The following is a 25,001-nucleotide window of genomic DNA, read 5'->3' as shown; positions in this document are numbered from 1 at the left end:
AGGATCAACGTTCTTCACTTTGATCGAGAACGGTTCGAGTCTCTTATATTCATCTTTCTCAATTAAGAACTTCGGTTCTTTTTCTTCTGCTGCTTCAGCAGCATAGACCTTGCCGATGTTTCGTGTGTTTACTGCATTTGACGGATATGCTCCCCCAACGAGCACAAGCGCCATTACAGCAGCAATGATTCTTCTGATTTTCATAATTTTTTCTCCTTTTATATCATTAGCCTTTCGGCTTACCTGTATTATATATGGATTTTACCGTAAAAGCAATATCTGGGACAAGAAATTTACAAACACTTAACAATTGAAATTACTTAACGCTGTAAATAATTATACTTTTAAATATTCTATTCATTGAATTATACTTTCTAAAGCAATATTTTATTCACTGATTCCAACTAATAATCATTCTTTTTATTGTGTATACATAAAATATAGTTATTTCTTTCACCTTTAGTATAAGTTTTCGGCAGCTTTCGGTTTATCCGAAAAATGACCTATTATTTTATTATTCGTTGCTCCATGTTATAATAATAAATAAAAGGAAAGGCGGCTTCTGCGGCGAGTCTGTTCGTGACTTCATAATTTGAGTTACTTAGCGGCTATCTGACATTAGTTATCTGTTCATCTGCACATAATGATACCCCTTTCACATTAATTCATATATTCACTATATAACATATTCTGCAATTTTCATATATTTACGAATAGAGTATGAATTTAAACAAAATATTTTCAACCTTTTCTGTAATTTTGTGGGTTGTTAGTTTCTTAATAATAAGCTACAATAATTATGGGATATTAAAATTTAAAGGAGGAATTTCTTATGTTATCAAAACTTCCCTCTCGTCTGACTTCATTTGGAATTGCTGCCGCTATGATGTGCTCTGTCACCAGCTTCCCGACAGTTGGTGTATCAGCAGCCGAGAACGCAAACATCCGTAATTTCAGCATCTCAGACGTGACCATGACTGACGCATACAGCGTCAATGCTTTCAACAAGGAGCTTGATTATCTCCTTGCATTCGACACAAACAGACTCCTTGCAGGCTTCCGCGAAAACGCTGGTCTCAACACCAACGGCGCAAAGCGCTACGGCGGCTGGGAAAACACCAACATCGCAGGTCACTCGGTTGGTCACTATATGACTGCTATCGCGCAGGCATACCAGAATCCGACACTTACCGAGGAACAGCGCTCGGCTCTTTACAAGAGAATGACCACCCTTATTGACGGTCTCAGACAGTGCCAGAAGAGCTCAAAGGGCAAGCCGGGACTTATCTGGGCTGCCTCTCACCCCAACGGCACAGGCGTTGAGGTCCAGTTTGACAACGTGGAAGCAGGCAAATCCAACATCATCAGCGAAGCATGGGTGCCGTGGTACACCATGCATAAGCTCATCGCAGGTATAGTCGACATCTACGACGCAACAGGCTATGCTACCGCAAAGGACTTGGGCTCAGACCTGGGCGACTGGGTATACAACCGCTGTAAGACATGGAACGACCAGAAGCGCCGCACGGTACTCTCTATCGAGTACGGCGGCATGAACGACTGTATGTACGAGCTCTACCGCATAACAGGCAAGGATAACCACGCTGTAGCTGCTCACTATTTCGACGACACAAATCTCCACGAGCAGATACTCAAGGGCGGAGCTAACGTCCTCAACGGCAAACACGCCAACACCACTATCCCTAAGTTCCTCGGAGCTCTGAAGCGCTATACCGTAGCCCACGGCAAGACCATAAACGGCGAAAAGGTCGACGCTACACGCCAGCTCCAGTACGCAGAAGCTTTCTGGGATATGGTAGTAAACCACCACACCTATATCACAGGCGGAAACAGTGAGTGGGAGCACTTCGGCATGGACGATATCCTTGACAAGGAGCGTACAAACTGCAACTGCGAGACCTGCAACTCCTACAATATGCTCAAGCTCAGCCGCGAGCTGTTCAAGATAACAGGCGACAGCAAGTATATGGACTTCTACGAGAATACCTACTACAACTCAATTCTCTCATCACAGAACCCCGAAACAGGTATGACTACCTACTTCCAGCCTATGGCTACGGGCTATTTCAAGGTATACAGCTCACGCTTCGACCACTTCTGGTGCTGTACAGGAAGCGGTATGGAGAATTTCAGCAAGCTGGGCGACACTATCTATATGCACGGCGATAATACCCTGTATGTAAATATGTATCAGAGCTCCATACTCAACTGGGCTGACAAGAACATGAAGATAACCCAGAAGAGCAATATCCCTAACAGTGATACAACTTCCTTTACTATCGACGGCAGCGGCGCTGTTGACTTCCGTTTCCGTATCCCTGACTGGAAGGCTGGAAACATGACCATTAAAGTTGACGGCGAGAAGTACTCCTACAAGACAGTTGACGGCTATGCTCAGGTAACAGGCGACTTCAAGAGCGGCGACGTTATCGAGCTGACTATCCCCGAAGCTGTAAAGGCTTACTCACTCCCCGACAAGAACACGGTATACGGCTTCAAGTACGGTCCTGTGGTACTCAGCGCAGAGCTGGGCAAGCAGAACATGGCTACAGGCTCAACAGGTATGTGGGTAACTATCCCCAAGGATAAGGTGACTCCCTCAGAGAATATCCGTATCTCCGACAACAGCACTACTGTCAATACCTTTATGACAGATATCAGCGACCACCTTGTAAGAGACGGCAGCTCCCTCAAGTTCAAGCTGACAGGTACTGACCACGACCTTACATTCTCGCCTCATTATCAGCAGTATCAGCAGCGCTACGGCATCTACTGGAACTTCCAGTCAAGCAGCACAGCTGTTGACAGACCTGCACGTTCCAAGTCCACTGTTACAGATACCGTACAGCCGGGCTACGGACAGTACGAGAACGACAATCTCCACGATATGCAGGAGACCAATACACAGGGCGTTACAGACGACAGTACCTACCGTTACGCTAAGAGCGGCGGCTCATTCAGCTACCGCATGGCTATCGACAAGGAAGCCGATTACACTATGCTCACCGTTAAATTCCGCAAGGCTGACAACGGCAAGTCCATACGCATAGTCGTAGGCGATACTGTCCTCTACAGCGGTACCCTCGACTACAAGGGCACCAAGGACGTTTACGACGTGAAGCTCATAGTTCCGCAGGACGTTATCGACAAGAACGTAAAGGCTATAACTGCCGACGGCACAGACTATGACGTTCTCACAGTCACATTCTCGTCCAACGACGACAAGGAGTCCGCAAAGGTATGCGATTTCATCTACATGACAGCAGTCAAGCCTCTCTATGAGCGTGACAGCAGCATTGCCTACTTTGTAGACTGCGGCGACCACAACACCTATACTCTCTCGGGCAAGGACAAGCTGGGCTACTACAACAGCGTTACAGAGCAGCTCTACGGTCCCGATGAGGTAACAGGCGCTGAGTGGGGACTTATCGACGACGCTACAGACAAGTACGAGGGCAGCAAAAACAGCTCAGGTCTCTACACTGCAAATACTTGGTGCGACGAGCGCAACACAGGCGACGGCAGAGACAAGACCGCTTCATTCCGCTATACAAAGAACCAGTACGAAAACAATATCGACCGTCACCTCGACTACGGCTTTACTCTCCCCAACGGAAAGTACTCCGTAGAGATGTGCTTCAGCAATCCATGGAGCTGTTCAACATCTCCTTCAGTATACGCAAACTACGGCAAGGACGACCAGAAGCTCATCGCCGAGAACTGCGCAACTAACGGCTCAACAGTATCAAAGGGCGAGGTAACAGTCAAGAACGGTAAGCTTGAGCTCAACTTCCGCTCTGCTGACAAGGCTATAAACCTTAACTACATCATTATCCGCACTCTTGAGCAGGAGCCCCTCCCCAAGGCAGAGGCAACTACCACAACTACGACAACGACCACTACTACAACTACCACAACAACTACATCGCAGGCTCCAAAGGCTGACAAGCCCGGTGACGCTAACTGCGACGGCGAAGTGGATATGTCGGACGTTGTTCTCATAATGCAGTCACTGGCTAACCCAAACAAATATGCTCTGGGCGGTTCTGACGCAAAGGCTATCACCGAAAAGGGACTTGCCAATGCTGACGTAACAGGCAGCAATGACGGTGTGACCAGCGGCGACGCTCTGGAGATACAGCTTTACCTGCTCGGTATAAAGACCTCTCTGTAAATACTCCGTAAAGGCTGTTTTTTCAATACGGCAAAAGGCAGTCTTGTTTGGCGGAAAAAATCAAAACTGAACATAAAAAATACCGTCGGTCTCCCGACGGTATTTTTATTTATATGAGATTATTTTACATAATTCTTCTGAACGTATTCAGCAAAGGTCATTACTTTTCCATGCGTTGTTCCGCAGTAAGCGTAATATGAAAGGATTATGGAAGCGTCTACGGCGTCTGCCTTGCCGTCCTTGTTTACGTCGGCAGCTGTCACCTGCTCCTTGGTAAGACCGCCGTCTTTCTTTATAGATGTGTTTGCGTAGTACTGGAGTACTATTGAAGCGTCTACTGCGTTGATAGCTCCGTTGCCGTCTACATCGCCAAGAATGTACTTGGGCTCAGCAGGCTTTGTAGTAGTTGTAGTTGCAGGAGCCTTGGCTGTTGTAGTTGTTGAAGTTGCTGTAGCCTTGCTTGTTGTGGTAGTCGATGTTGCTGTAGCCTTAGCTGTTGTAGTCGTTGATGTTGCTGTTGCCTTGGCTGTTGTGGTTGTTGAAGTTGCTGTAGCCTTGGCTGTTGTAGTTGTTGAAGTTGCTGTTGCCTTAGCTGTTGTAGTCGTTGAAGTTGCTGTTGCCTTGCTTGTTGTGGTTGTTGATGTTGCTGTAGCCTTGCTTGTTGTGGTTGTTGATGTTGTGGTAGTCGTTGTTGTAGTTGTTGTCGTAGTTGTTGTAGTTGTTACAGGCTTTGGAAGTGCATTGAACTTATAATTGTTGTCTGCCGCAAGCTGCTCTGCTGTGGAATCCTCATAGCCTGTGATAGTTCCGCTGTAGTAGGAATTGCCCTTATCGTCCTTGCCGTTGCAGATAAAACATGATATCTCAAAATCACACTCGGGGTTGAGGATAGTCACAGACTTGAGCTTAGGACTTGAGCAGAAAGCCTCCTGACCGATATATGAAACAGAAGCAGGAACGGTCACAGATTCAAGGTTCTGGGAAAGCAGGAACGCGAAGCTGTCTATCTTCTTGACAGTATTTGCAACTGTGTATAACTTGTCAGTCTTTCCTGCCGGATATGTCATGAGAGTATCCTTAGCCTTGTTGAATAAAACTCCGTCAACGTCTGCGAAGTTCTTATTGCCGCTGTCTACCTTTATGGACCTGAGCTGTAAATTCCATGAAAAGGCATTATCGCCGATAGCTGTAACAGAAGCAGGGATAGTTACCTCCTGAAGCTTCTCGGCAAAATAGAAAGCATTTTCCGCAATGCCAGTAACAGGGAGCTTGTTCACTGATGCAGGGATAGAGCACTTTGTAAGTCCCTCGTTGTTGATACCGCTTACCTCGGCATGGTCTGCAAAAACTGTGAATGTAAGGTCATCTGATGAAACAGTTTTTTCCTCCTCCGCACTTGCGGTCAGAGAAAAGCTTGGAGCATAGCTGCCAAACGGCACAGCTGCGCCTGCAATTAAGGTCAGCGACAGAACAGCCGCTATAATTCTTGTCGATCTCATAAAAAACCTCCGTAAATAAGATTATTGAACACGATTTTAAGCCATATTACATTATAAATCATCGTTCTGTAAAATGCTAACCAAATATTGCTACAAGTATAAATTTGCAAAAATTCTCGCTATCAGACAAAAACACCGCCGATATACGGCGGTATTTATTCAGCTTTAACAATGCCGTTATCGTCGGCTGTCCCGTCCTGCATAATATTTATCAGACAAAATGAAAAGACAGCCGATATCAACCGACTGCCTTTCAGGGGATATTAAAATTTGGAGAAATCTTACATGAGTGTGCCGAAAGCCGATCTCAGCTCTCGGCACATTTAGCGAAAACTATTAAGCGCGTGTGTGAACCTGGCCGCCTGCAAGTGTCTTGCCGTGAGCCTTTGCCATATCAGAAATGTTTACGTTCTGGTAACCATTCTGTGCAAGCCAAGGAAGAACCTCTTCCATAGCTGCTGCTGTGTTAGCATAGTTCTCGTGGCAGAGAACGATAGCACCCTCGAGTGAACCGTTCTGTGCAGCCTGCTTGATAGTATTTACGATCTGATCCTTTGAAGCACCGTTCCAGTCCTGTGTATCGATTGCACAGCTGATAAGCGGTACATCGCTGAGTGCAGACTGAACTGTTGCGTTGCTCTCAAGGTAAGGAAGTCTCATCAGCTTTGAAGGCTCAGCGCCGATGATGTTCTTGAGCTTGTTATTGCAGTTCTCCCACTCGCTTCTAACCTGCTGTGCGCCAAGCTGACCGAGATGTGGATGAGACTGTGTATGGTTAGCTACTTCCATGCCATTCTGGTACTCATACTTGATCTGGTCATTTGTCTTGATCCAGTCGCCTACGATGAAGAATGTAGCTGTCATGTTGTTCTTGATAAGAGCGTCAATGATCCTGTATCCGGGATCTGACTTGCTCTGAGCGCTTGCACCGTCATCGAATGAGATAGCGCAAAGCTTCTTGCCTGACTGTACCTGAGCACCGCCGTTGCCAGCCGACTGCTGACCTGCGTTGCCCTGCTGCTGTCCACCCTGGTTAAAGTCAAAGCCGCCCTGCTGGCCGCCCATCTGGCTAAAGTCGAAGCCACCCTGCTGGCCGCCGAACTGGCTAAAGTCAAAGCCGCCCTGCTGACCGCCCATCTGGCTGAAGTCAAAGCCGCCCTGCTGACCGCCCATCTGGCTGAAGTCGAAGCCGCCCTGCTGGCCGCCCATCTGGCTGAAGTCGAAGCCGCCCTGCTGGCCGCCCATCTGGCTGAAATCGAAGCCGCCCTGCTGGCCGCCCATCTGGCTGAAATCGAAACCGCCCTGTGCCGGCTGGGTATTTGTGTTTGTGTTATTGTTAGTATTTGTATTTGTGTTAGTATTTGTGTTTGTGTTGTTAGCAGGTGCAGAACCCTTAGCATAGCTCTCAGGGAGCTTATCGATAGTACCTAAGAGGTACTTCTGGATAGAAAGTGCGTCGTTTGCTGTAAGGCCTGTGCCGTTCTCAAAAACGTCTGCATTTATAGTGCCCTGAGCGTCAAGCTTATACTTGTTAGGAGCTGCAAGAGCCTGCATAATTGCTACAACGTCGCCCATATCTACTGTGCCGTCGTTGTTAGCGTCGCCCCACTTAGTTGCTGCGCCGCCTGTCTGCTGACCGCCCTGATTAAAGTTGCTGTTGTTATTCTGCTGATTATTTGTGTTTGTGTTAGTATTTGTATTAGTATTGGTATTTGTATTTGTATTAGTGTTTGTGTTTGTATTAGTGTTTGTATTTGATGAAGACTCGCTTGCGTTAGCCTTGAAAGCGTATCTCATGAATGTGTAGAGATGTGGCTTTACAGAGTTAGCGTCATGTCCGCCGCCAGGGATAGACTGGTAAACGTGCTCAACGCCGTTTCTTGTAAGGATATCGCTGTACTGCTTCGGGAATGTACCAACGACTGAATCGTTTGTACCGCCTGTGATCATGAATACCTCAGGCTCAGGACCTACATTTCTGAACTTCATCTCGCTCTCCTGCATACAGCCGGGGTGCTCCATGAACATATCCTTGCCTGGTGTGATACCTGGTGCAGGACAAGCGCCGCCTACGTATGCAAAGAGGTCAGGACGCATAAGACCAATGTAGATAGCCTCTCGGCCTCCCATTGAGAAGCCTGTGATAGCTCTGTTCTCTCTGCCTGTCTTTACAGGATAATTGGATTCAATGTATGGGATAAGGCTCTCTGAGATGTCATAGAGGAAGTTGTCATATGCAGCACAGGTCTCCTGATTGATACCGAAGCCGCCGCCCTGAGAACCATTCTTGCTTGTGAACTGGCTTGGGAGGACGATTATCATTTCCTCTGCCTTGCCGTTTGCGATAAGACCTGCCATAAGCTCCTGAACGCCCATACCGCTTACCATGCTGTTTTCGTCACCGCCGATACCGTGGAGAACGTACATTACAGGATACTTCTTGCTTGCATTATAGTTAGGAGGAAGAATAACGTTGCAGCTCTTCTGTCCGCCTGTGAATTTACAATTGTAGGTCTTCTTTTCTACCTTGCACTTGCCGCTCTGCTCGCTTCCGCTCGGAACGGTAGTAGGCATATCATTCTTTATTTTAGCGTTCAGACCTGACTTAGCGTTGCCGCCGTTGCCTGCGTCTGTACCGATGTTTGCATTGCCGTTGGTGTTGAAGCCGCCTGCGAAGCCGCTCATATCGAAGCCGCCCTGCTGGCCGCCCATCTGGCTAAAGTCGAAGCCGCCCTGCTGCTGTCCGCCCTGACCGCCGAACTGGCTGAAGTCGAAGCCGCCCTGCTGCTGACCGCCCTGACCGCCGAACTGGCTGAAATCAAAGCCGCCCTGCTGCTGACCGCCCTGACCGCCGAACTGGCTGAAATCAAAGCCGCCCTGCTGCTGACCGCCCTGACCGCCGAACTGGCTGAAATCAAAGCCGCCCTGCTGCTGACCGCCCTGACCGCCGAACTGGCTGAAATCAAAGCCGCCCTGCTGGCCGCCCATCTGGCTAAAGTCGAAGCCGCCCTGCTGCTGTCCGCCGCCCTGAGGAGCTTCCTGTGTGTTTCCTGTTGTTACAGTGGGATTTGTCTGACCGCTGCCTGTGGTAACGGTAACGCTCTTAACGTTAGCCGAACCGTTTGAACGGTAGCCTTCTATGTTAAGGGATACCTCATAAAGAGTACCTGACATATCAAGACCTGCCTTTGACCATGCGTCAAAGTGACCGCTTACGTCGATAGTGCCCTTCATGTAGTTTGTGGTGTTGTTCTTTGAACCGCTGGTCTGGCGAACGCTCCAGTACTGTGGGAATGTAGCAGTACCGTCAAGAGAAGGCTGATTGTAACGCATTGACTTGCGGATATCATATGTGTTTCCGTTAAGTGTTACAGTGCCCTTGTTCTCTCCGTCATTTCCTGGTGGTCTCCAGTCGCCCCAGCCTTCCACGATGTAGTATTCCATCAGTGGATTTCTTGTCCAGCCATATACACACATATAGGAATTACCCTTAGGTGTGTACTCAACATCATAAGTAAGTGTGATGCCGTTGAGCTTTGAGTAGTTGATCTTCTGGCTGTCGTAGTTTTTGCCCATACGTGCAAGGAAGTTCTCAATGTTGCTCCATGAGCAGGTGAAAGAGCCTGCTGACGGGTTCATCGAAGCCTGTCCCTGACCGTTCTGGTTCCACATCTCGTAGTCGTAACCGCCGATGTTGCCTCTTGTCTGCTGGTCGGCAGCAGATGCGACTGTCGGGATGCTGGTTGCGATCATCAGCGCCGAAACTGTGCCGCTGAGGATCTTCTTCATTCTTGAAAGTTTCACTTCAATCACTCCTTTGTTTTTTTGAAAAGCAAATTTATGATTTCAGTAATCCCCATGAGTTTTAGAAACTCTGTTTTTTTTCTATCTCCAAGTATATCTCTTAACTTTTTCAAAAACAAGTCATTTGTTGCTGATTTTATTCATTATGACCAAAATTTGCTCACAAACATCGCAATGTTTGTCTAATGAATTGAGCTTATGTGGCTATATTACTTGAATTGACCAAGTTTTGCGAATATTTTGGACTATTAAAGCTTTTATTTATATCAATTCATATTTCATTCAATATGAGCTTAAAATAGTCTTAAATGCAATAGGTGTTTTGCACAACACTGCAATTATTATTATATACAGTATCCACAAATTGTTTCCACATTAACTGTTGAAACCTGCATTTTTTACACTTTTTTATGCAAATTGTGGGTTGTTTTGTGACCAAAATATGGATATAATAAAGATGGAATATAAATATCTGATTTTCGGACGCGCCTCGATGATATATGTGCATATCGGAAAGGACTCTGCCGCGTCCGGCTCAGTAAATATTCCGAGATAAATATAAAAAGGGGAATTAATAAAGGTCAAGGAGGGATCACTATGTTGAACACCAGAATGAGTACGATGAATATGCTCAGGTACTGCGACGAAGCGCTTGCCTGGGACGAATTCTCGGACATCGACAAGCTGTTTTTTGAGTCTGTAAGAAAAATCCTTCTCGGACAGTGTGCTCCCATGGATATTTCCGAGGGCGCAAGAAGAGACCTTATGGGCATCGAAAGACCTGTCGACGAAAACGAGCTTGAATTGGAATACGAAAAGTATGACAACATCTTCTGCGATATGTCAGACGATGAAATCCCCGATTTCAGCTGCTATTGATGTTGTTCATTCCATAGGATAAGGCGGAGTCGTCGGTGTAACGCCGGCGGCTCCGCCATTTTTGCGGCTGTATGACAGCACGAAACCTGCCCTTGCAAGAAATAGCGCAATTGTCATCATAGTGCATGATTTTCTGCGCTTTTCTCTTGTAAAGGCAGGTTTCGCGTCTCTGATAAAGGGGTGAAGCTCTCAATAACTTCTTTTGAACACTTACAATCATGGCTCCGAATCCGCCGCTTCTGTTACTGTAAGTCTTCACTCGGTATTCAAAATACCATATTAGGGGGCTTTTATCTTTCTGTTTTCTATAATCATATTTTACTACAATACGTATTAAAAGTCAATAGTTAAATTTGCTATAATTATTATGCCTGCTTTATGCATTTTAACAAATTTCGCTATTCTGCGTTATTTCGAGCTTGCAGGCACACAAGATTCGGCAAAATTCATTATTTACAGGCGGTATATTTATCGCATATTAGACCACTTGTTACACTCCCCTGTTTTACGCCTTTTCTGAGCTGCTTTTCATCAGCATTATCGCATAAATTTGCCATAACGCTTTGCAGACCATTTCTCTCACATTTTTTGTGCTCAAATGGCGTGATATTTCGTTATAATGACCATAGCACGGACAATTGACACAGCCGCCCCAATATGTTATACTATCTTTAAAGTTATTTTACGGGTTTTGTCAAAACATATAAGGCACCCGTAATCACCGTTTCATCGGCATTTACCACAGCATTAGGGAGATATGAATATGAAAGAAGCTTTACTCATCATCGACGTCCAGAACGACTACTTCGAGGGCGGAGCCTGCCAGCTCCACGAGCCGCAGAAGGCAGAGGCAAAAATAATCAAGCTCATAGAAGAGAGCCGCTCAATCAATCGTCCGATAATTTACGTCAAGCACATCAACCCGGACACCGAGGACTTCTTCAACGAGGGCACATATGGCTGCGAAATATCAGAGCGCATCAAGCCGCTCCCAAGCGACATCGTCATCAACAAGTACTGCCCCAACAGCTTCCTCGGAACAGAGCTCAACGACTGCCTGCGCAGTCTCGGCGTTGAAAAGCTCATCGTCTGCGGCATTATGACTCATATGTGCGTTGACACCACCGTCCGCGCAGCTATGGACCACGGCTACGAGGTGGCTTTGGTCGCCGACGCCTGCGCTACCAAGGACATCGAGATAAACGGCGAGGTAATTCCTGCCGAGACAGTCCAGAAGACTTATATCGCCTCACTGGCAGGCGTTTTCGCAGAAATAGTATAAATCCGCATAAAAACCAAATACTTAACTTCAGAATGAGGGGTGATTTTCCATGAAGGCAGCATTTTTTGATACAAAACAGTACGATATGCCGTCCTTTGAGAAGCTGGGCAAGGAGAACAATATCAAGTTCAAGTTCTACGAGACCAAGCTCAACGAGGATACAGTTGCTCTCGCTAAGGGCTGTGACGCAGTCTGCGTTTTCGTAAACGATACAGTCAACGCGGCAGTCATCGACAGGCTCTGCGAGCTGGGCGTAAAGGTTCTTGCGCTCCGATGTGCAGGCTACAACAACGTCGATATCAAATACGCAAAGGACAAGATAAAGGTAGTCAGCGTTCCTGCTTACTCACCTTACGCAGTCGCCGAACACGCAATGGCGCTCCTGCTGACATCTATCCGCCGCGTCCACAAGGCGTTTATCCGCACAAGAGACCATAACTTCTCGCTGAACGGTCTCACAGGCTTCGACCTCCACGGCAAGACTGTGGGCGTTGTAGGTACAGGTAAGATAGGACGTATCTTCATCAATATCTGCCGCGGCTTCGGCATGAACGTTATTGCCTATGACAAGTTCCCTGCAAAGGACAGCGATATAGACTATGTGGAGCTTGACGAGCTTTTCAGCCGCAGCGACATAATCTCTTTCCACTGCCCTCTCACTGAGGAGACCTACCATATGATAGACAGCAAGTCCATTGACAAGCTGAAAAAAGGTGTGGTCATCGTCAATACTTCAAGAGGAGCTCTCATCGACGCAGAGGCTCTCCTTGAGGGCATAAAGGCACGTAAGATAGGAGCTGCCTGCCTTGACGTATACGAGGAGGAGGCTGACGTGTTCTTTCAGGATTTCTCGGGACATATCATCGCCGACGATACCCTTGCAAGGCTCATTTCCATGCCTAACGTCATCGTTACTTCACATCAGGCTTTCCTTACGGAAGAAGCTCTCCACAACATCGCAGAGACTACGGTCAGCAACATTCTCGCCTGCTTAAAGGGCGAAGAATGCCCCAATGAGCTCCATATATGAGGTGAAAAGAATGCTTACAGGAAAAACAGTTTTACTGGGAGTCACAGGCTCTATCGCAGTATACAAGATATGCAACTTAGCCCGTATGCTCACAAAGCTGGGCGCTGATGTACACGTTGCAATGACGCCCAATTCGCTGAACTTCGTTCACCCTCTCACCTTTGAGACCTTAACTCAGCACAAGTGCCTTATCGACACCTTTGACCGCAATTTCGAGTACAGCGTGGAGCACGTTTCCATTGCCAAAAAGGCTGACGTTGTTATGATAGCTCCTGCCTCCGCAAACGTTATCGGCAAGATAGCAAACGGGATAGCAGACGATATGCTGACAACTACCGTCATGGCTTGTACCTGCAAGAAGATAATCGCACCTGCCATGAACCACAATATGTTCCATAATCCTATAGTTCAGGACAATATAGAGAAGCTGAAAAAGTTCGGCTACGAGATAGTCGAGCCCGTCCGCGGAATGCTCGCAAACCGCGATATCGGCGACGGAAAGCTCCCCGACGAGGAAACTCTGCTGGAGTACATAGTCCGCGAGGCTGCATTTGAGAAAGACCTTGCAGGAAAGCGTGTACTCGTTACCGCAGGCGCTACCCGTGAAAGCATTGATCCTGTACGTTTCATCTCAAATCATTCCAGCGGCAAAATGGGCTTTGCCATTGCAAGAGCAGCAATGCTCCGCGGAGCCGATGTTACCGTTGTTGCGGCACACACAGACGTTGAGCCGCCTATGTTCGTCAATGTAGTTCCCGTAAAGTCCGCCGAGGATATGTTCAATGCCGTAAAGGAGCGCCTTGACAGCACAGATATCGTAATAAAGGCGGCTGCCGTTGCGGATTATACTCCCGTGACTACTGCGGACAGCAAGATAAAGAAGTCCGACGGCGATATGAGCATACCGCTGAAGCGCACTACAGATATCCTCAAATATATCGGCGAGAACCGCCGCGAGGGACAGGTCGTCTGCGGCTTCTCCATGGAGACCGACAACGTTATCGAGAACTCCCGTGCAAAGCTCACCAAGAAAAACTGCGATATGATATGTGCAAACTCGCTGAGAACAGCAGGCTCGGGCTTCGGTACGGATACCAATATCATTACCATGATAACCAAGGACGACACCGAGGAAATGGAGCTTATGAGCAAATTCGACGCCGCAAACGTCATACTCACAAAGCTGAAAGCACTTTCAAAATAAACACTAAGGACGCCTGACGGCGTCCTTTTTCAATGCATAATCGTACATCGCTTACAGAACATCTGCACTGGCGGATAATATCTGCCCCCTACACAGTATACAAAAAGACCTCCGATAAACGGAGGTCTTGATTTTTGCATTTACAGACTCAATTATGAAGCCTTCTTTGTAGTTGTGGCACTGCTGCCTGCTGTTGAGGAATACTCGTCGTAGTACTTCTTCATTTCTTCAACGAACTCGTTGAACTCCTCTTCTGTCATGAAGTCCTTGTAGTCCTCATACTTGAACTGGCTTGGATCAAACTCGAAGTTGAAGCTGTAATCATCGTCATCGTCGTCGAAAGCAGATGATGTTGTCTTCTTCTCTTCTCTGTCTTCGTCATCAAAGTCAAATTCGTCATCGTCCCAGTCGAAATCATCGTCGTCGATATCGAGACCGCTGTCTGCTGCGTCATAGAGCTCCTCTGTAGCATATTTAGCAAGCTCATCGGCTGTCTTGTCGTCGATGCCTACCTGAGTCATAATGCCCTTCGCAAACTTGTTGAACTCGTCCTGTGTAGCGTATTCCTCAAGCTTGAAGTTGTCAGCGTCCTTAACGTCTACCATGAAAGCGCTGTCCTTGCCGGGAACGTCAACGCTTGTGCCGTAGTCTACAGAATAAGCGAACTTGAGCTTGCCGTAGTCTGTGCCGTCAAAGCGGAGCTCATAGCTTACTTCCTGCTGCTTGCCGTCAGAGCTGAACGAAAGATCGATAGGATCAACATCGGGGATATTTATAACGAAATCGCCGTTGAAGTAGCCTTTTTCCTTGTCAACTACCTCAAACTCGTCGAACTTGATAACAGCCTTCTGTGTTTCAGTATTTGAACGCATTTTTCCTTCGTCCTCATCGTAGTCATATGAGGTTTTAGGATATTCGATAGTAACATCGCCTGAATACTTGTCCTTGCCCTCTTCCTCAGCTGTGAGCTTTACAGAGAACTCCTCCTCGCCGTCAGAAACGAACTTCATCTCGCCTCTTACGTCATTGCCGTCCTTGCCGAGCACCATTGTGAGCTTTTCCTCCTCAGCCTCAAAGCCAAAGCCGCGGATAGTACCTGTAGGATCAATATATGTATCAATAGTGAATACAGTATCTTCATCGAAATCGTCCTCTTCGAGCTGTTCCTTAAGCTCGTCGAGAGCGTCGTTGATAGACTTCTTATACTCGTCCTTATCGTCAACGACCTTGATCTTGTCAACAACGATGTCTCTTATGATATCGTCGTCCTTGAGCTCCTTGAGGAATTCAACGCCCAGCTTGCAGGTATCCATTTCTGTGAGCTCAACAGTAGCTACCGTATAGTTCACTGTGATATCGCAGATATCAACGGACTCCTTCTTTTCGAGCTTGACTTCGTCTGCAAAATTTGCCCATACGCCTGCATATCTGTTCACCTCTGTCTCCAGCTCCTCAGGTGAGAGGAATGAAGCAGGATCATTCATGATGTCCTTATATGTCTGAAGAACAGCATTAGCCTCCTCGTCGCTCATGAGCTCATCCATAGTCTCGCCCAGAGAAACGCCTATCCACTGCTCCTTGAGCTCGGGGATACGAACAAAGTAGTCCATAGCGTCAGCGTCTATAGCTGCATCAATTCCGACTACACGCTTGTCGCTGAGCTCAAGACCGAAGCTGCCCTCAGTCTTGCCCTTCTTTGAAGAACAGTCAACTGCGATACCGATAGAATCGTTATTCTTGATGATATCCTCAAACTGCTTTGTCTCTTCGTTTGATTTGCCGCCGAATACCTCATCAATGAGCATATCCTTGGCATTCTGAGTAGGCTCGAAGGAGAGCTTGAACTTAGCCTCCGTGCCCTTTTCCATATTATCAATGCTCTTCTTGTAATTCTCGCTGAGTATCTGACCGAGGTTCTTTGAGTTGTTCTCGGTAACCCATGCATAATACTTCTCAGGGCTGCTCAGTCTGAGCTTTACCTGATTCTTGACAGTATCAGAAGCTGCATATGCAGTTGCTGAACCGCCTACGACAACAGCTGCTGATATTCCCCCTATCAGAGCAGCCTTTCTGCCCTTGCCCTTTTTTGTAACGTTGTCAACGCCTGATACGCTGAGCTCGTCATTTACGGGCTGGCTGTCGAACTGTGTGTTTTCCATGCCGTTTTCGTTGTGATCATTTTCAAACATACTGATCCCCTCCTGTGAAATCATGTCATTAAGAAGCCTTATAGCCTCATATGATAATCTTATCACAAACTTACGCAAAAGTCAATATATCAGCCATTTTGTTTTCATGCTGTAATAATTCTGATATGAATATTACAGAAAAAACTGTTAATAATAGATATGCTCCCGATCGGAGTTAAAAATGTGAAATGGAGATGTAACCATGGACGAACAGAAAAAGAACAAGAGTATCAAGTGCGACGTATCTCAGTGCCGTCACAATCTCGTATCCGAGAACTACTGCTCTCTCGACTGCATTTCAGTAGGTACACACGAGGACAATCCTACTGTCCCCGAATGTACAGACTGCAACTCATTTGTAGTCCGCTCAGGCTGCTGCGAATAAGCAGGCAAAAAAATAAGCAGTTCCGTCAATGGAACTGCTTATCATTTCTTATCGTGATTACTGAGCGTTAGGAGCGCCTACAGGACATACACCTGCACAAGCACCGCACTCTACGCAAGCGTCTGCGTCGATAACGTATTTTCCGTCGCCTTCAGAGATAGCGCCTACAGGACACTCACCTGCACAAGCACCACACATTACGCAATCGTCAGAAATAATATATGCCATTTACATACACCTCCGTGTTATTCGCGGAGCTTCTGCTCCCCGTGTTTTTATTGTACCATATCTGCGTGAAAAATCAATAGTTTTTTGTTAGCAATTGCTTACTAATATGACATAAATCGCTGTATATCTGCAAAAAAGCTCTGAGAGTCAGACTCTCAGAGCTTTATAGTCATGCCTTTTTATTTGCCTTTGTGTTTTTCTTAGTGAGCTTCTCGGCAGACTTCTTTTCCTTTTCGGTTTCCACATAAGCGCAGGCTGTTCCTGCTGCTGCCCAGAATACAGGCGCATAAGCGATACTGCTGCAGCTTATGAAGAACATCAGTACACCGCCAAGCGTGAGGACAAATGCCGTGAACGCCTCGGCGTTCTTTCTTCTGCGGAAAGCCTTATAGCCCATAATAAGCGCAGGTATAAGCGCCAGTGCCAGTGCAGCAAGCGAGGGGATTCCTCTTGTAGCCGCAGTATAGAGATACTCGTTATAAGTCTTATCGAAGATACCATCATTTGCAGTCACGATATCTTCTATCTCGGTCAGGCCGTCTACCTTGTAAATCTGCGGAAATGCAAGCTGCTCAGGACCTGTACCTGTAAGAGGGTTCTTGCCGATGATATTCATGGTCTTTTCGTTCATGTAGGTATAGACGTCTACGGGATCGTCAATATTGATAACGCTTGAATTAAAGTTGCCCGAAGCCGAAACTCTCATATAAGCATCAGCCCACCATGCTATTCTGCCGTCGTATGTCCTGTATCCCGTGATATTTCCTATAACGCCCATGCATACCAGTATCACTGCCATTCCTGCTCCTGCTCCTGAAGCTATAACGGATACAAGGCGAACCTTGGGAGCTTTAAGTGCAAACACAGCGATAACTGCCGCGATCAGCGAGAATACAAGTCCGCAGATACCTATAACAGTATATGTGAACATCATAACGAATGAGAAAAGCATCGCCGCACAGATAAAGATTATCCTGCGCTTTTTGTTTTCAGATGTTACAAAGCCTATCAAAGCAGCCGAAAGAGCAAGCGTCAGCACCATTGCAAGGAATATGGGAGACATTGAAAGTCCCGAAGCAACCATGGCTTCATCGTCGACAGAAGTAAACTGATAATTCTTGTTTATGCCGAATATCTGTATCAGGGATACTGCGCTGTTGAGCAGTCCCACTCCGACAATGCCGTTTATAAGAGTTTCTATTGCCTTTTCACGTTTTATTGCCGCAGCCGTTGTAAAGAATCCGAAGTAGAACATCAAAGCAAGAAGTCCTTCACCTCTGTTGGGATATCCGTAGAGGGAAATGTTGAGGTCATAGCCGTTTATAAGGGATATAACGCCCCAGCCCACAAGTGCGCCCATAGCACATACAGGTATTACTGCGCCCTTGCCGATATACTTCTTCATAAGAGCGATAAGCGCAAGTATCATGCATATTACGCCGCCTACAGCAAGACCGCCTGCCGAAAAGGCATATGTCGCCTTGTCGGTCACCTCGGGAATAATGGTGAACAGCGGTACTGCCAGCATTGCCGCTATGAGTCCCCGTGAAGCCAGCTTTGAATACTGCTCCTCTGTCATGTTGAGTATAAAGTTTGATTTTTCTGTGGTTTTGAAAATAGTTTTTGCCATGCTAAAAAATTCCTTCCTGCTGCCGTGCAGAGTTATTTGCGTGAAACGGTAACTGTATAGCTGTCGCCGTTTTTCTCGCCTACAGTGATAACGAGCTTAGGATCAACGGTCTGTCCTCCGCTGCTGTCATACCACGCGAAGCCGCTGACGCTGTTATTTACCGTATCGCCGGTCTTGAGCAGATTATCCTTGTCGCCGTCATTGACAAGCCTTACAAAGCGTCTGCCCTTGCCGTAATTGGTATACTCGTCCTTTCCGCTCTCGTACTTGAACACATTGTACCAGCCGTCGTTATATTCGGTAGCCTCTACATGGAGCAGCCTTACGCCGCTGCCCGTAGGTCTCCACCAGAAATTCCGCTTGACGTCGCTATTGTTCTGGTCAAGAGTGGTGTATTCGAGAATGAAGTATTCCGACTTGTATTCGCTGTTCAGCGTACCCCTCGGTATTATCAGGCAGTTGCCCTCGTCGCTCTGACCGTTTGTGAGAGTAAAGGTCTGTGTACCCTTTGAGCTGTCGTAGACCTGTATCTGATCCTCTCTGTACCAGCCCAGCATAAGCTTGGATATGGCGCTGAAATCGGAATGTGCCTCGTCCATAAGGTCATAGCCTGCCGAGCCGTGAAGTCCCTCAAAGTCCTCACCTTCATCTACATACAGGTAATAATCGGGAAGTCCCATACAGTGTCCCATTTCATGGAGATATGTGGAGGTAAAGTTTGAATAGTCCGTATCCGAAACTATATCCGCATTGCCCGTGATAACGTGTCCAATAGCCATGCCGTCCAGCTTGAGCCAGTAGTCTCCGCCGTATTCGCCTGCGCAGGGCCACCATTCCTTCTCGTCTGACGTACCGGGAACACAGAAGAGGATAGCGTCCACTATGCCGTCATGGTCGGCGTCAAACTGAGAATAATCCACGGTGCTGTCCATACTCTTTATTACCTCGGTGGTAAAGTCCTTCTTGAATATATCATTATGGTAGGACGCAATATTCTTCTTGCAGGTGTATCTGTAAGCCTTGCCCTGAAGCTTCATGGTGCCCTTTGAGGCTCTCGAATAGAACGCCGCACAGCTCTCATAGGGGTACAGCGGCGAGCTTGAATCCTCGGGGCCAAAGGCAATCTCCTCTACCCTTTCCATAGTCGGCTCATATTTGAACTTGCAGTCAGGGAAATCAACGTAGAAGATTATCATATTCGCCTTGCCCTGTGAAGGCAGGGTTCCGTACATATCATAGATAGGCGCAGAGATAAATTCCCTCTTAGGCGGAGCAGTAGTGGTCGTGGTAGTGGTCTGTACCGTCGTTGTAGTTGTCGTGGTGAGCTTAGTGGTCGTTGTGGTGGTCTCATCATGCCAGAAGAATATCTCGCCGTACTTATCCGAAGATATCAGCTGCTTTCTCATTTCCACAAGGTCGAATATATCGACTGTCCCGTCCCTGTTGAGGTCAGCCTTCTGCACCGAAGTTCCGCCGCTGACCGTTATTACCTTTTCGGGGGCAGTCTTTATTGCATACTTTCCGCTGCTGAGCGTACAGACGCTCTTGTCTCCCAGCGGCTGAGCACCGTGCAGGTGCTTGCACAGCGTTACCAGATCAGCCACGTTGACCTGTTTATCACCGTTCAGGTCACCCATGCTGTCGATCTGCTCCCATGCGGCGGAAGCCGACCACGGAGCAGCTGCCAGTGCCAGTACTGCCGCAGCCGCAGCAGATGTAAGTAATCCCCATATTTTTGTTTTTTTCATATCAATACCTCCCTCTGTACTTATTCTTTCCTCTTTTAAACCTCATTTCATTCTGGAAACACGGGAAATAATTCTTTCTCATGTCTCCACAGTGAAATAAAAAGCGGCTGTCGAGCATAATATGCCCGACAGCCAACGTTCTGCGGTAAAAGCGTACCGCAGCAGAGTGCGTTATTTTGCGTAGTCAGTAACTCTGCTCTCACGAATGAGATTGACCTTGATCTGTCCCGGATAGTCCATCTCAGACTCGATCTGCTGAGCGATCTGTCTTGCGACGAGAACCATTTTCTCATCATTGATGACCTCAGGTGTGACCATGATCCTGACTTCACGTCCTGCCTGTACAGCAAAGCATTTTTCAACACCGTCATAGGAGGTGCAGATCTCTTCAAGCTTCTGGAGACGCTTGATGTAGCTTTCGTAGTTTTCGCTTCTTGCGGCAGGTCTTGCAGCGGAGATAGCGTCGGCTGCCTGAACTATGCAGGCAATGACTGTTTTCGGCTCAACGTCGTTGTGGTGAGCTTCGACAGCGTGTATAATAACAGGATTTTCGTTGTATTTTTTACAAACATCAACACCGATCTGAACGTGTGAGCCCTCGATCTCGGAAGTAAGAGCCTTACCGATATCGTGAAGAAGACCTGCACGTCTTGCCATATTGGCGTCAACGCCCAGCTCTGAAGCGAGAACTCCGCAGAGCTTGGCAACCTCAATGGAGTGATCCAGCACGTTCTGTCTGTAGCTTGTACGGAATTTAAGACGTCCGATAAGCTTGATAAGCTCGTGGTTAAGACCGTGAACGTTAGTCTCGATGACAGCGCGTTCACCCTCCTGCTTGATCTTGTACTCTACCTCACGGCGAGCCTTCTCGACCATTTCCTCGATACGTGTCGGGTGGATACGTCCGTCGGAAATAAGCTTTTCGAGGGCGATCCTTGCGACCTCACGTCTGATCTGGTCGAAGCAGGAAATAGTAATAGCCTCGGGAGTATCGTCGATGATAAGATCGACGCCTGTAAGAGTTTCGAGAGTTCTGATGTTTCGTCCCTCACGGCCGATGATACGTCCCTTCATTTCGTCATTGGGGAGAGGAACAACTGAAACAGCTGCCTCTGAGACCTGATCCGCAGCAACCTTGGCGATAGCAAGGGAGATATAGCTTCTTGCCTTCTCCTGACATTCGTCCTTGATGATCTGCTCGTAGGCTGCGACTTTGACAGCCTTTTCGTGAACGAGGTCGTCCTCCAGCTTGGAAATGATGTACTCCTTAGCCTGATCCTTAGTAAATTCAGAGATCCTCTCCAGAATATCCATCTGGCTCTTCTTGATAGAATCGGCTTCCTTGAGTTTTTCGTCAGCCGACTTTATCTTCTGATTGAGAGTCTCCTCCTTCTTTTCGAGATTATCAGTTTTCTTGTCTAAATTCTCTTCTTTCTGCTGCATACGTCTTTCCTGACGTGACAGCTCTGCTCTGCGATCCTTGATCTCCTTATCCGCCTCGGTGCGGAGCTTATGTATTTCGTCCTTTGCCTCGATGAGGGCGCTTTTCTTCTTATTGTCAGCGTCCTTTTCGGCATCCTCGACGATACGCTCTGCCTGCTGTTCAGCAGAACCTACGATTGCTTCTGCGTCGCGCTTGCGCTTTTCAACACCAGCCTCAACGCCCTTTTTGTAGAACAGAGCATAACCCACTCCAACGCCTGCTGCCAGTGCAGCGATGATAAGGACAATAGCGATGATTGGATCCATACAGTGCATTACCTCCTTTTCGTAAAAAATAATCAAAAGTTTGTATCATAGTTTTAATTATTACTTAAAGGCGGTAAATGCCGCATTATTTTATTCATTTATAAATATATAGATGAAGAGCTGTTTTTCAAGCCCGCAAAAGATAGACGGACGTAATATCCCCGTCCAAAATTTTGTTCTGTTATCATATTTAGACCGTGCAGATATCTTTATTTATCACCGCATCGGATAATGATTTAAAACAAAGCTGCATATACTGCCATAGTAATATTATGCAAATAAATACAACATAATTATTATATAATATTTTGGGCGTTCTGTCAATAGATTTTTGTGAAGAAAAATACTTTTTAGTGTCCCGAACCATAATTCATATTGCATTATGCATAATTTTGGCATGACAGCAAAAAAGACTGCCGCCGAAGCGGCAGTCCGTTATTTATCATTTCTTTTCAGGCTCAGGCTCTATAACAGGAGCGTCAACAGCGTTCTTGCGGACGCTTGCTATACCCTTCTTGCAGCTGTCTTTCTTGACATAGCCCTCGCTGGCAGCGATAATTTCGCCGTTCTTTGCTTTAAGGCGGAATCTGAATTCGCCGGACTTGTCCTTGTAGATCTCGAACTTAGGGTTATTTACTGTCTGAAAGCCCTCGACGGTCTGGTCCTCAAGATTAGCCTCGGGAGCGTTCTTGGCAACGCTTGCGATACCGTTCTTAACGCTTGCGAGAGTATTGTATACCTCTCCGCCCGTAGCGATGACCTCTCCATTGCCCGCCTTCAAGCTGAATGTAAAGCCTGTTTTAGTAGCCTTGATGATAAATTTGCCCATGATTTTTTCAACACCTTTCAGCAAAAGTATAAATTAAACCGTAACATATTCGATTTATATCATAATTATAACTGAATACCGCTGACTTGTCAATAGTTTTTGTGAATTTTCATCAAAACGTCAAATAATTTTCTGTTGTGAAGTCTCAGAGTTTATAGTGCAGAGCAGATATTTCCACCCGTGATATAACGATACAAAGGGAAAATAAGCCAAACGGACGGGCAGTACCCGTCCGCTTTTATAGTTTAAACATATAGCTTATTAAGCTTGACAATTTTAATGTTTACTGCCAAAACTCAATCGTCTCAGCTTAATCAATAACAATAAAGCTCTCCGCCACAGTCTCGCAAACGCAGGCAAAATAGCCCTTTTCCCTGAGCTTTTCAGCGCACATGGCAGCCTGTGCAGTGTCCTCAAAAAGTCCGAAAACAGCCGAGCCGCTGCCTGTCATTACAGCGCTGCGAGCGCAGTATTTCAGCATATCGCTTTTTATGTCCTCCACCTCGGGGAGCTCCACAGCCTGCTCAAATAAATTTCCGAAGTACTTGTAAGCCGTATCGGGAGCCGAATTTATGGCTTCTGCCAGCTTGTGAGTCTCAGGGTGAGCAGGAGCGATCAGGCTGTCGATATTCCGGTAAGCCTCCGCAGTAGAAACGCCCTCTTTTCCCTTGGCGATGACCAGTATGCGTCCCGAATAATCGGCAATTGGAGTTATCTTCTCGCCGATGCCCTCCACATAGGCAGTTCCGCCCGTAAGGAAGAAAGGCACGTCAGCTCCCAGTTTTTCGGAATTGCTGACGGTCTTGCCTGTCATTCTGCCGAGGCAGTACAGCACAGCCGCAGCGTCGGTGCTGCCGCCGCCCATGCCTGCCTGCGAGGGGATACCCTTTTTTATATGTATACGGCAGCCGCAGTCCATGCCATTCTGCTCAAAGAAGAACTTTGCGGCTTTATAGGCGATATTCCGTTCATCGCAGGGTATGGGATCGGAGCTTGCGAACTCATCGGGAACATCACAGCTAAGCTCAATGCCGCTGTTTATCAGCTCCACCTCAACCTCGTCGTAAAGTCCCACGGTCTGAAAAACGCTTTCAAGGTCATGGTAGCCGTTGGGGAGCTTTCCCGTGACGTCCAGTGCAAGGTTTATCTTAGCCGCAGTTTTTACCCTCATTCTTTTCAGCCTCCAGTTTTTTCAGGAACTTCTCGATACGGGAGATAGCCTCCATAAGGTGTTTAAGGGAATAAGCGTAGGATATACGCATATAGCCCTCGCCGCTGTCTCCGAAAGCACTTCCCGGAACAGCCGCTACCTTGCCCTCAAAGAGCAGTCTCTCGCAGAATTCCTCGCTGGTAAGTCCCGTGCTCTTGATACATGGGAACACATAGAACGCGCCCTCGGGATTGAAGCAGGTCAGTCCCAGTCGGTTGAACTCGCCTACCAGATAGCGGCGGCGGATATTGTACTCGTCCACCATTTTGGCAACCTCTGCGTCGCAGGAGGTAAGAGCCTCAACAGCGGCATTCTGGCTGATAAAGGGACTGCACATGATACCGTACTGGTGTATCTTGGATATCTGGCTGATTATAGGCTCGGGAGCAGTAACATAGCCCAGTCTCCAGCCTGTCATGGCATAAGCCTTTGAGAAGCCGTTGACGTAGATAGTACGCTCTCTCATGCCCTCCAGCTCGATAATGGAGAAATGCTTTCTGCCGTAGGTGAGCTCCGAGTATATCTCGTCGGAAAGCACCATTATATTGGTATCGCGGAGGAAATCAGCGATAGGCTCCAGATCCTCCTTAGTCATGACAGCTCCCGTAGGATTGTTCGGGAAAGGCAGTATCAGGAGCTTTGTGCGCTCTGTGACCTTGTCCTTGAAATCGTCCAGAGTTAGCTTGAAGTTGTTCTCTATCTTGGTCTGCACAGGTATGGGCACGCCCCCTGCCAGCTCCACAAGGGGCGCATAACAGACGAAGCATGGCTCGACAACGAGGACTTCGTCGCCGTTGTCAAGAATTCCTCTGAGGGCAAGGTCTATAGCCTCAGAGCCGCCTACTGTAACGATTATCTCCTTGTCGGGAGAATACTTCACGCCGTGCTTTTTCTCGATAGTCTGTGAGATAGCTTCTCTCAGGGGAGCAAGTCCCTTGTTTGGTCCGTAGATGATGTGCTTGCGCTCCAGTACCTGAATAGCAGCCTTTCTTATAGCCCACGGAGTATTGAAGTCGGGCTCGCCGACACCAAGGGAGATAACATCGTCCATGGTGCCTGCGATATCGAAGAATTTACGTATTCCCGACGGTTTTATGCTTTTGATCTTGTCCGAAAGGACTTTATCATAATCTATCACGA

17 protein-coding genes are annotated in these 25,001 nt (G+C 47.3%); 6 read left to right on the top strand and 11 right to left on the bottom strand.

All coding sequences use genetic code 11. From position 1 onward, the window contains the following. On the bottom strand, positions 1 to 204 hold a 204-nt coding region (locus tag T497_RS0109165), incomplete at its 3' end, for a hypothetical protein (RefSeq protein ID WP_028515353.1). Positions 205 to 832: 628 nt separating this feature from the next. Between T497_RS0109165 and T497_RS0109160 the strand changes: the two genes are divergently transcribed. Further along, positions 833 to 4,195, top strand: a complete 3,363-nt coding sequence (locus T497_RS0109160; protein WP_028515352.1) for a beta-L-arabinofuranosidase domain-containing protein — start codon at positions 833 to 835, stop codon at positions 4,193 to 4,195. 119 nt (positions 4,196 to 4,314) lie between these two features. On the opposite strand, the gene T497_RS17535 is transcribed toward T497_RS0109160, so the two are convergent. Both T497_RS17535 and T497_RS17530 read right to left on the bottom strand, forming a co-directional pair. Beyond that, on the bottom strand, positions 4,315 to 5,694 hold the full coding sequence (locus tag T497_RS17535) for a leucine-rich repeat protein (RefSeq protein ID WP_028515351.1): 1,380 nt from the start codon (positions 5,692 to 5,694) through the stop codon (positions 4,315 to 4,317). A gap of 336 nt (positions 5,695 to 6,030) precedes the next feature. Beyond that, positions 6,031 to 9,498: a glycoside hydrolase family 11 protein gene (locus T497_RS17530; protein ID WP_051530601.1), complete on the bottom strand. Its 3,468-nt coding sequence runs from the start codon at positions 9,496 to 9,498 to the stop codon at positions 6,031 to 6,033. 597 nt (positions 9,499 to 10,095) lie between these two features. On the opposite strand from T497_RS17530, the gene T497_RS16405 reads away from it, so the two are divergent. The 4 genes from T497_RS16405 (at position 10,096) to coaBC (ending at position 13,893) form a co-directional block, all read left to right on the top strand. Next, complete coding sequence (locus T497_RS16405; protein WP_155266884.1) at positions 10,096 to 10,377, top strand: hypothetical protein; 282 nt, start codon at positions 10,096 to 10,098, stop codon at positions 10,375 to 10,377. A 763-nt stretch (positions 10,378 to 11,140) separates the two neighbouring features. Further along, positions 11,141 to 11,659, top strand: coding sequence for a cysteine hydrolase family protein (locus T497_RS0109140; RefSeq protein WP_028515350.1), 519 nt, complete (start codon positions 11,141 to 11,143; stop codon positions 11,657 to 11,659). A gap of 49 nt (positions 11,660 to 11,708) precedes the next feature. After that, complete coding sequence (locus tag T497_RS0109135) at positions 11,709 to 12,689, top strand: 2-hydroxyacid dehydrogenase (protein WP_028515349.1); 981 nt, start codon at positions 11,709 to 11,711, stop codon at positions 12,687 to 12,689. Between the two features lie 10 nt (positions 12,690 to 12,699). Further along, a complete protein-coding gene (gene coaBC, locus T497_RS0109130; protein ID WP_028515348.1) occupies positions 12,700 to 13,893 on the top strand; it encodes a bifunctional phosphopantothenoylcysteine decarboxylase/phosphopantothenate--cysteine ligase CoaBC in 1,194 nt (397 codons plus the stop codon). Between the two features lie 152 nt (positions 13,894 to 14,045). On the opposite strand, the gene T497_RS0109125 is transcribed toward coaBC, so the two are convergent. Further along, positions 14,046 to 16,082: a DUF6583 family protein gene (locus T497_RS0109125; protein ID WP_028515347.1), complete on the bottom strand. Its 2,037-nt coding sequence runs from the start codon at positions 16,080 to 16,082 to the stop codon at positions 14,046 to 14,048. A 202-nt stretch (positions 16,083 to 16,284) separates the two neighbouring features. On the opposite strand from T497_RS0109125, the gene T497_RS0109120 reads away from it, so the two are divergent. Continuing rightward, positions 16,285 to 16,467 carry a DUF1540 domain-containing protein gene (locus T497_RS0109120; protein ID WP_028515346.1) on the top strand — a complete coding sequence of 61 codons (183 nt, stop codon included), beginning with the start codon at positions 16,285 to 16,287 and terminating at the stop codon, positions 16,465 to 16,467. A gap of 57 nt (positions 16,468 to 16,524) precedes the next feature. Here T497_RS0109120 and T497_RS0109115 read toward each other — a convergent pair whose 3' ends face one another. From T497_RS0109115 to T497_RS0109085, 7 genes are all read right to left on the bottom strand, one after another. Continuing rightward, the gene (locus tag T497_RS0109115; RefSeq protein ID WP_028515345.1) at positions 16,525 to 16,695 is read right to left on the bottom strand and encodes a DUF362 domain-containing protein; all 171 of its coding nucleotides are present in this window, start codon (positions 16,693 to 16,695) and stop codon (positions 16,525 to 16,527) included. A gap of 169 nt (positions 16,696 to 16,864) precedes the next feature. Continuing rightward, positions 16,865 to 18,325: an O-antigen ligase family protein gene (locus T497_RS0109110; RefSeq protein WP_028515344.1), complete on the bottom strand. Its 1,461-nt coding sequence runs from the start codon at positions 18,323 to 18,325 to the stop codon at positions 16,865 to 16,867. A gap of 32 nt (positions 18,326 to 18,357) precedes the next feature. Further along, on the bottom strand, positions 18,358 to 20,073 hold the full coding sequence (locus T497_RS0109105) for a dockerin type I domain-containing protein (protein ID WP_028515343.1): 1,716 nt from the start codon (positions 20,071 to 20,073) through the stop codon (positions 18,358 to 18,360). Between the two features lie 171 nt (positions 20,074 to 20,244). Beyond that, on the bottom strand, positions 20,245 to 21,822 hold the full coding sequence (rny, locus tag T497_RS0109100; RefSeq protein ID WP_028515342.1) for a ribonuclease Y: 1,578 nt from the start codon (positions 21,820 to 21,822) through the stop codon (positions 20,245 to 20,247). Positions 21,823 to 22,264: 442 nt separating this feature from the next. Continuing rightward, positions 22,265 to 22,651 (bottom strand): YegP family protein, encoded by a 387-nt coding sequence (locus tag T497_RS0109095; RefSeq protein ID WP_028515341.1) that lies wholly within the window; start codon positions 22,649 to 22,651, stop codon positions 22,265 to 22,267. 310 nt (positions 22,652 to 22,961) lie between these two features. Further along, positions 22,962 to 23,822, bottom strand: a complete 861-nt coding sequence (ispE, locus tag T497_RS0109090; protein ID WP_028515340.1) for a 4-(cytidine 5'-diphospho)-2-C-methyl-D-erythritol kinase — start codon at positions 23,820 to 23,822, stop codon at positions 22,962 to 22,964. Further along, a complete protein-coding gene (locus tag T497_RS0109085; protein WP_196243034.1) occupies positions 23,800 to 24,999 on the bottom strand; it encodes an aminotransferase class I/II-fold pyridoxal phosphate-dependent enzyme in 1,200 nt (399 codons plus the stop codon). The genes ispE and T497_RS0109085 overlap by 23 nt, the downstream gene beginning before the upstream one ends. Positions 25,000 to 25,001: the final 2 nt, after the last annotated feature.

It is taken from the genome of Ruminococcus flavefaciens MA2007, from assembly GCF_000621845.1.
Lineage (GTDB): Bacteria > Bacillota > Clostridia > Oscillospirales > Ruminococcaceae > Ruminococcus > Ruminococcus flavefaciens_E.
This window is presented reverse-complemented; position numbering and strand designations above follow the sequence as displayed.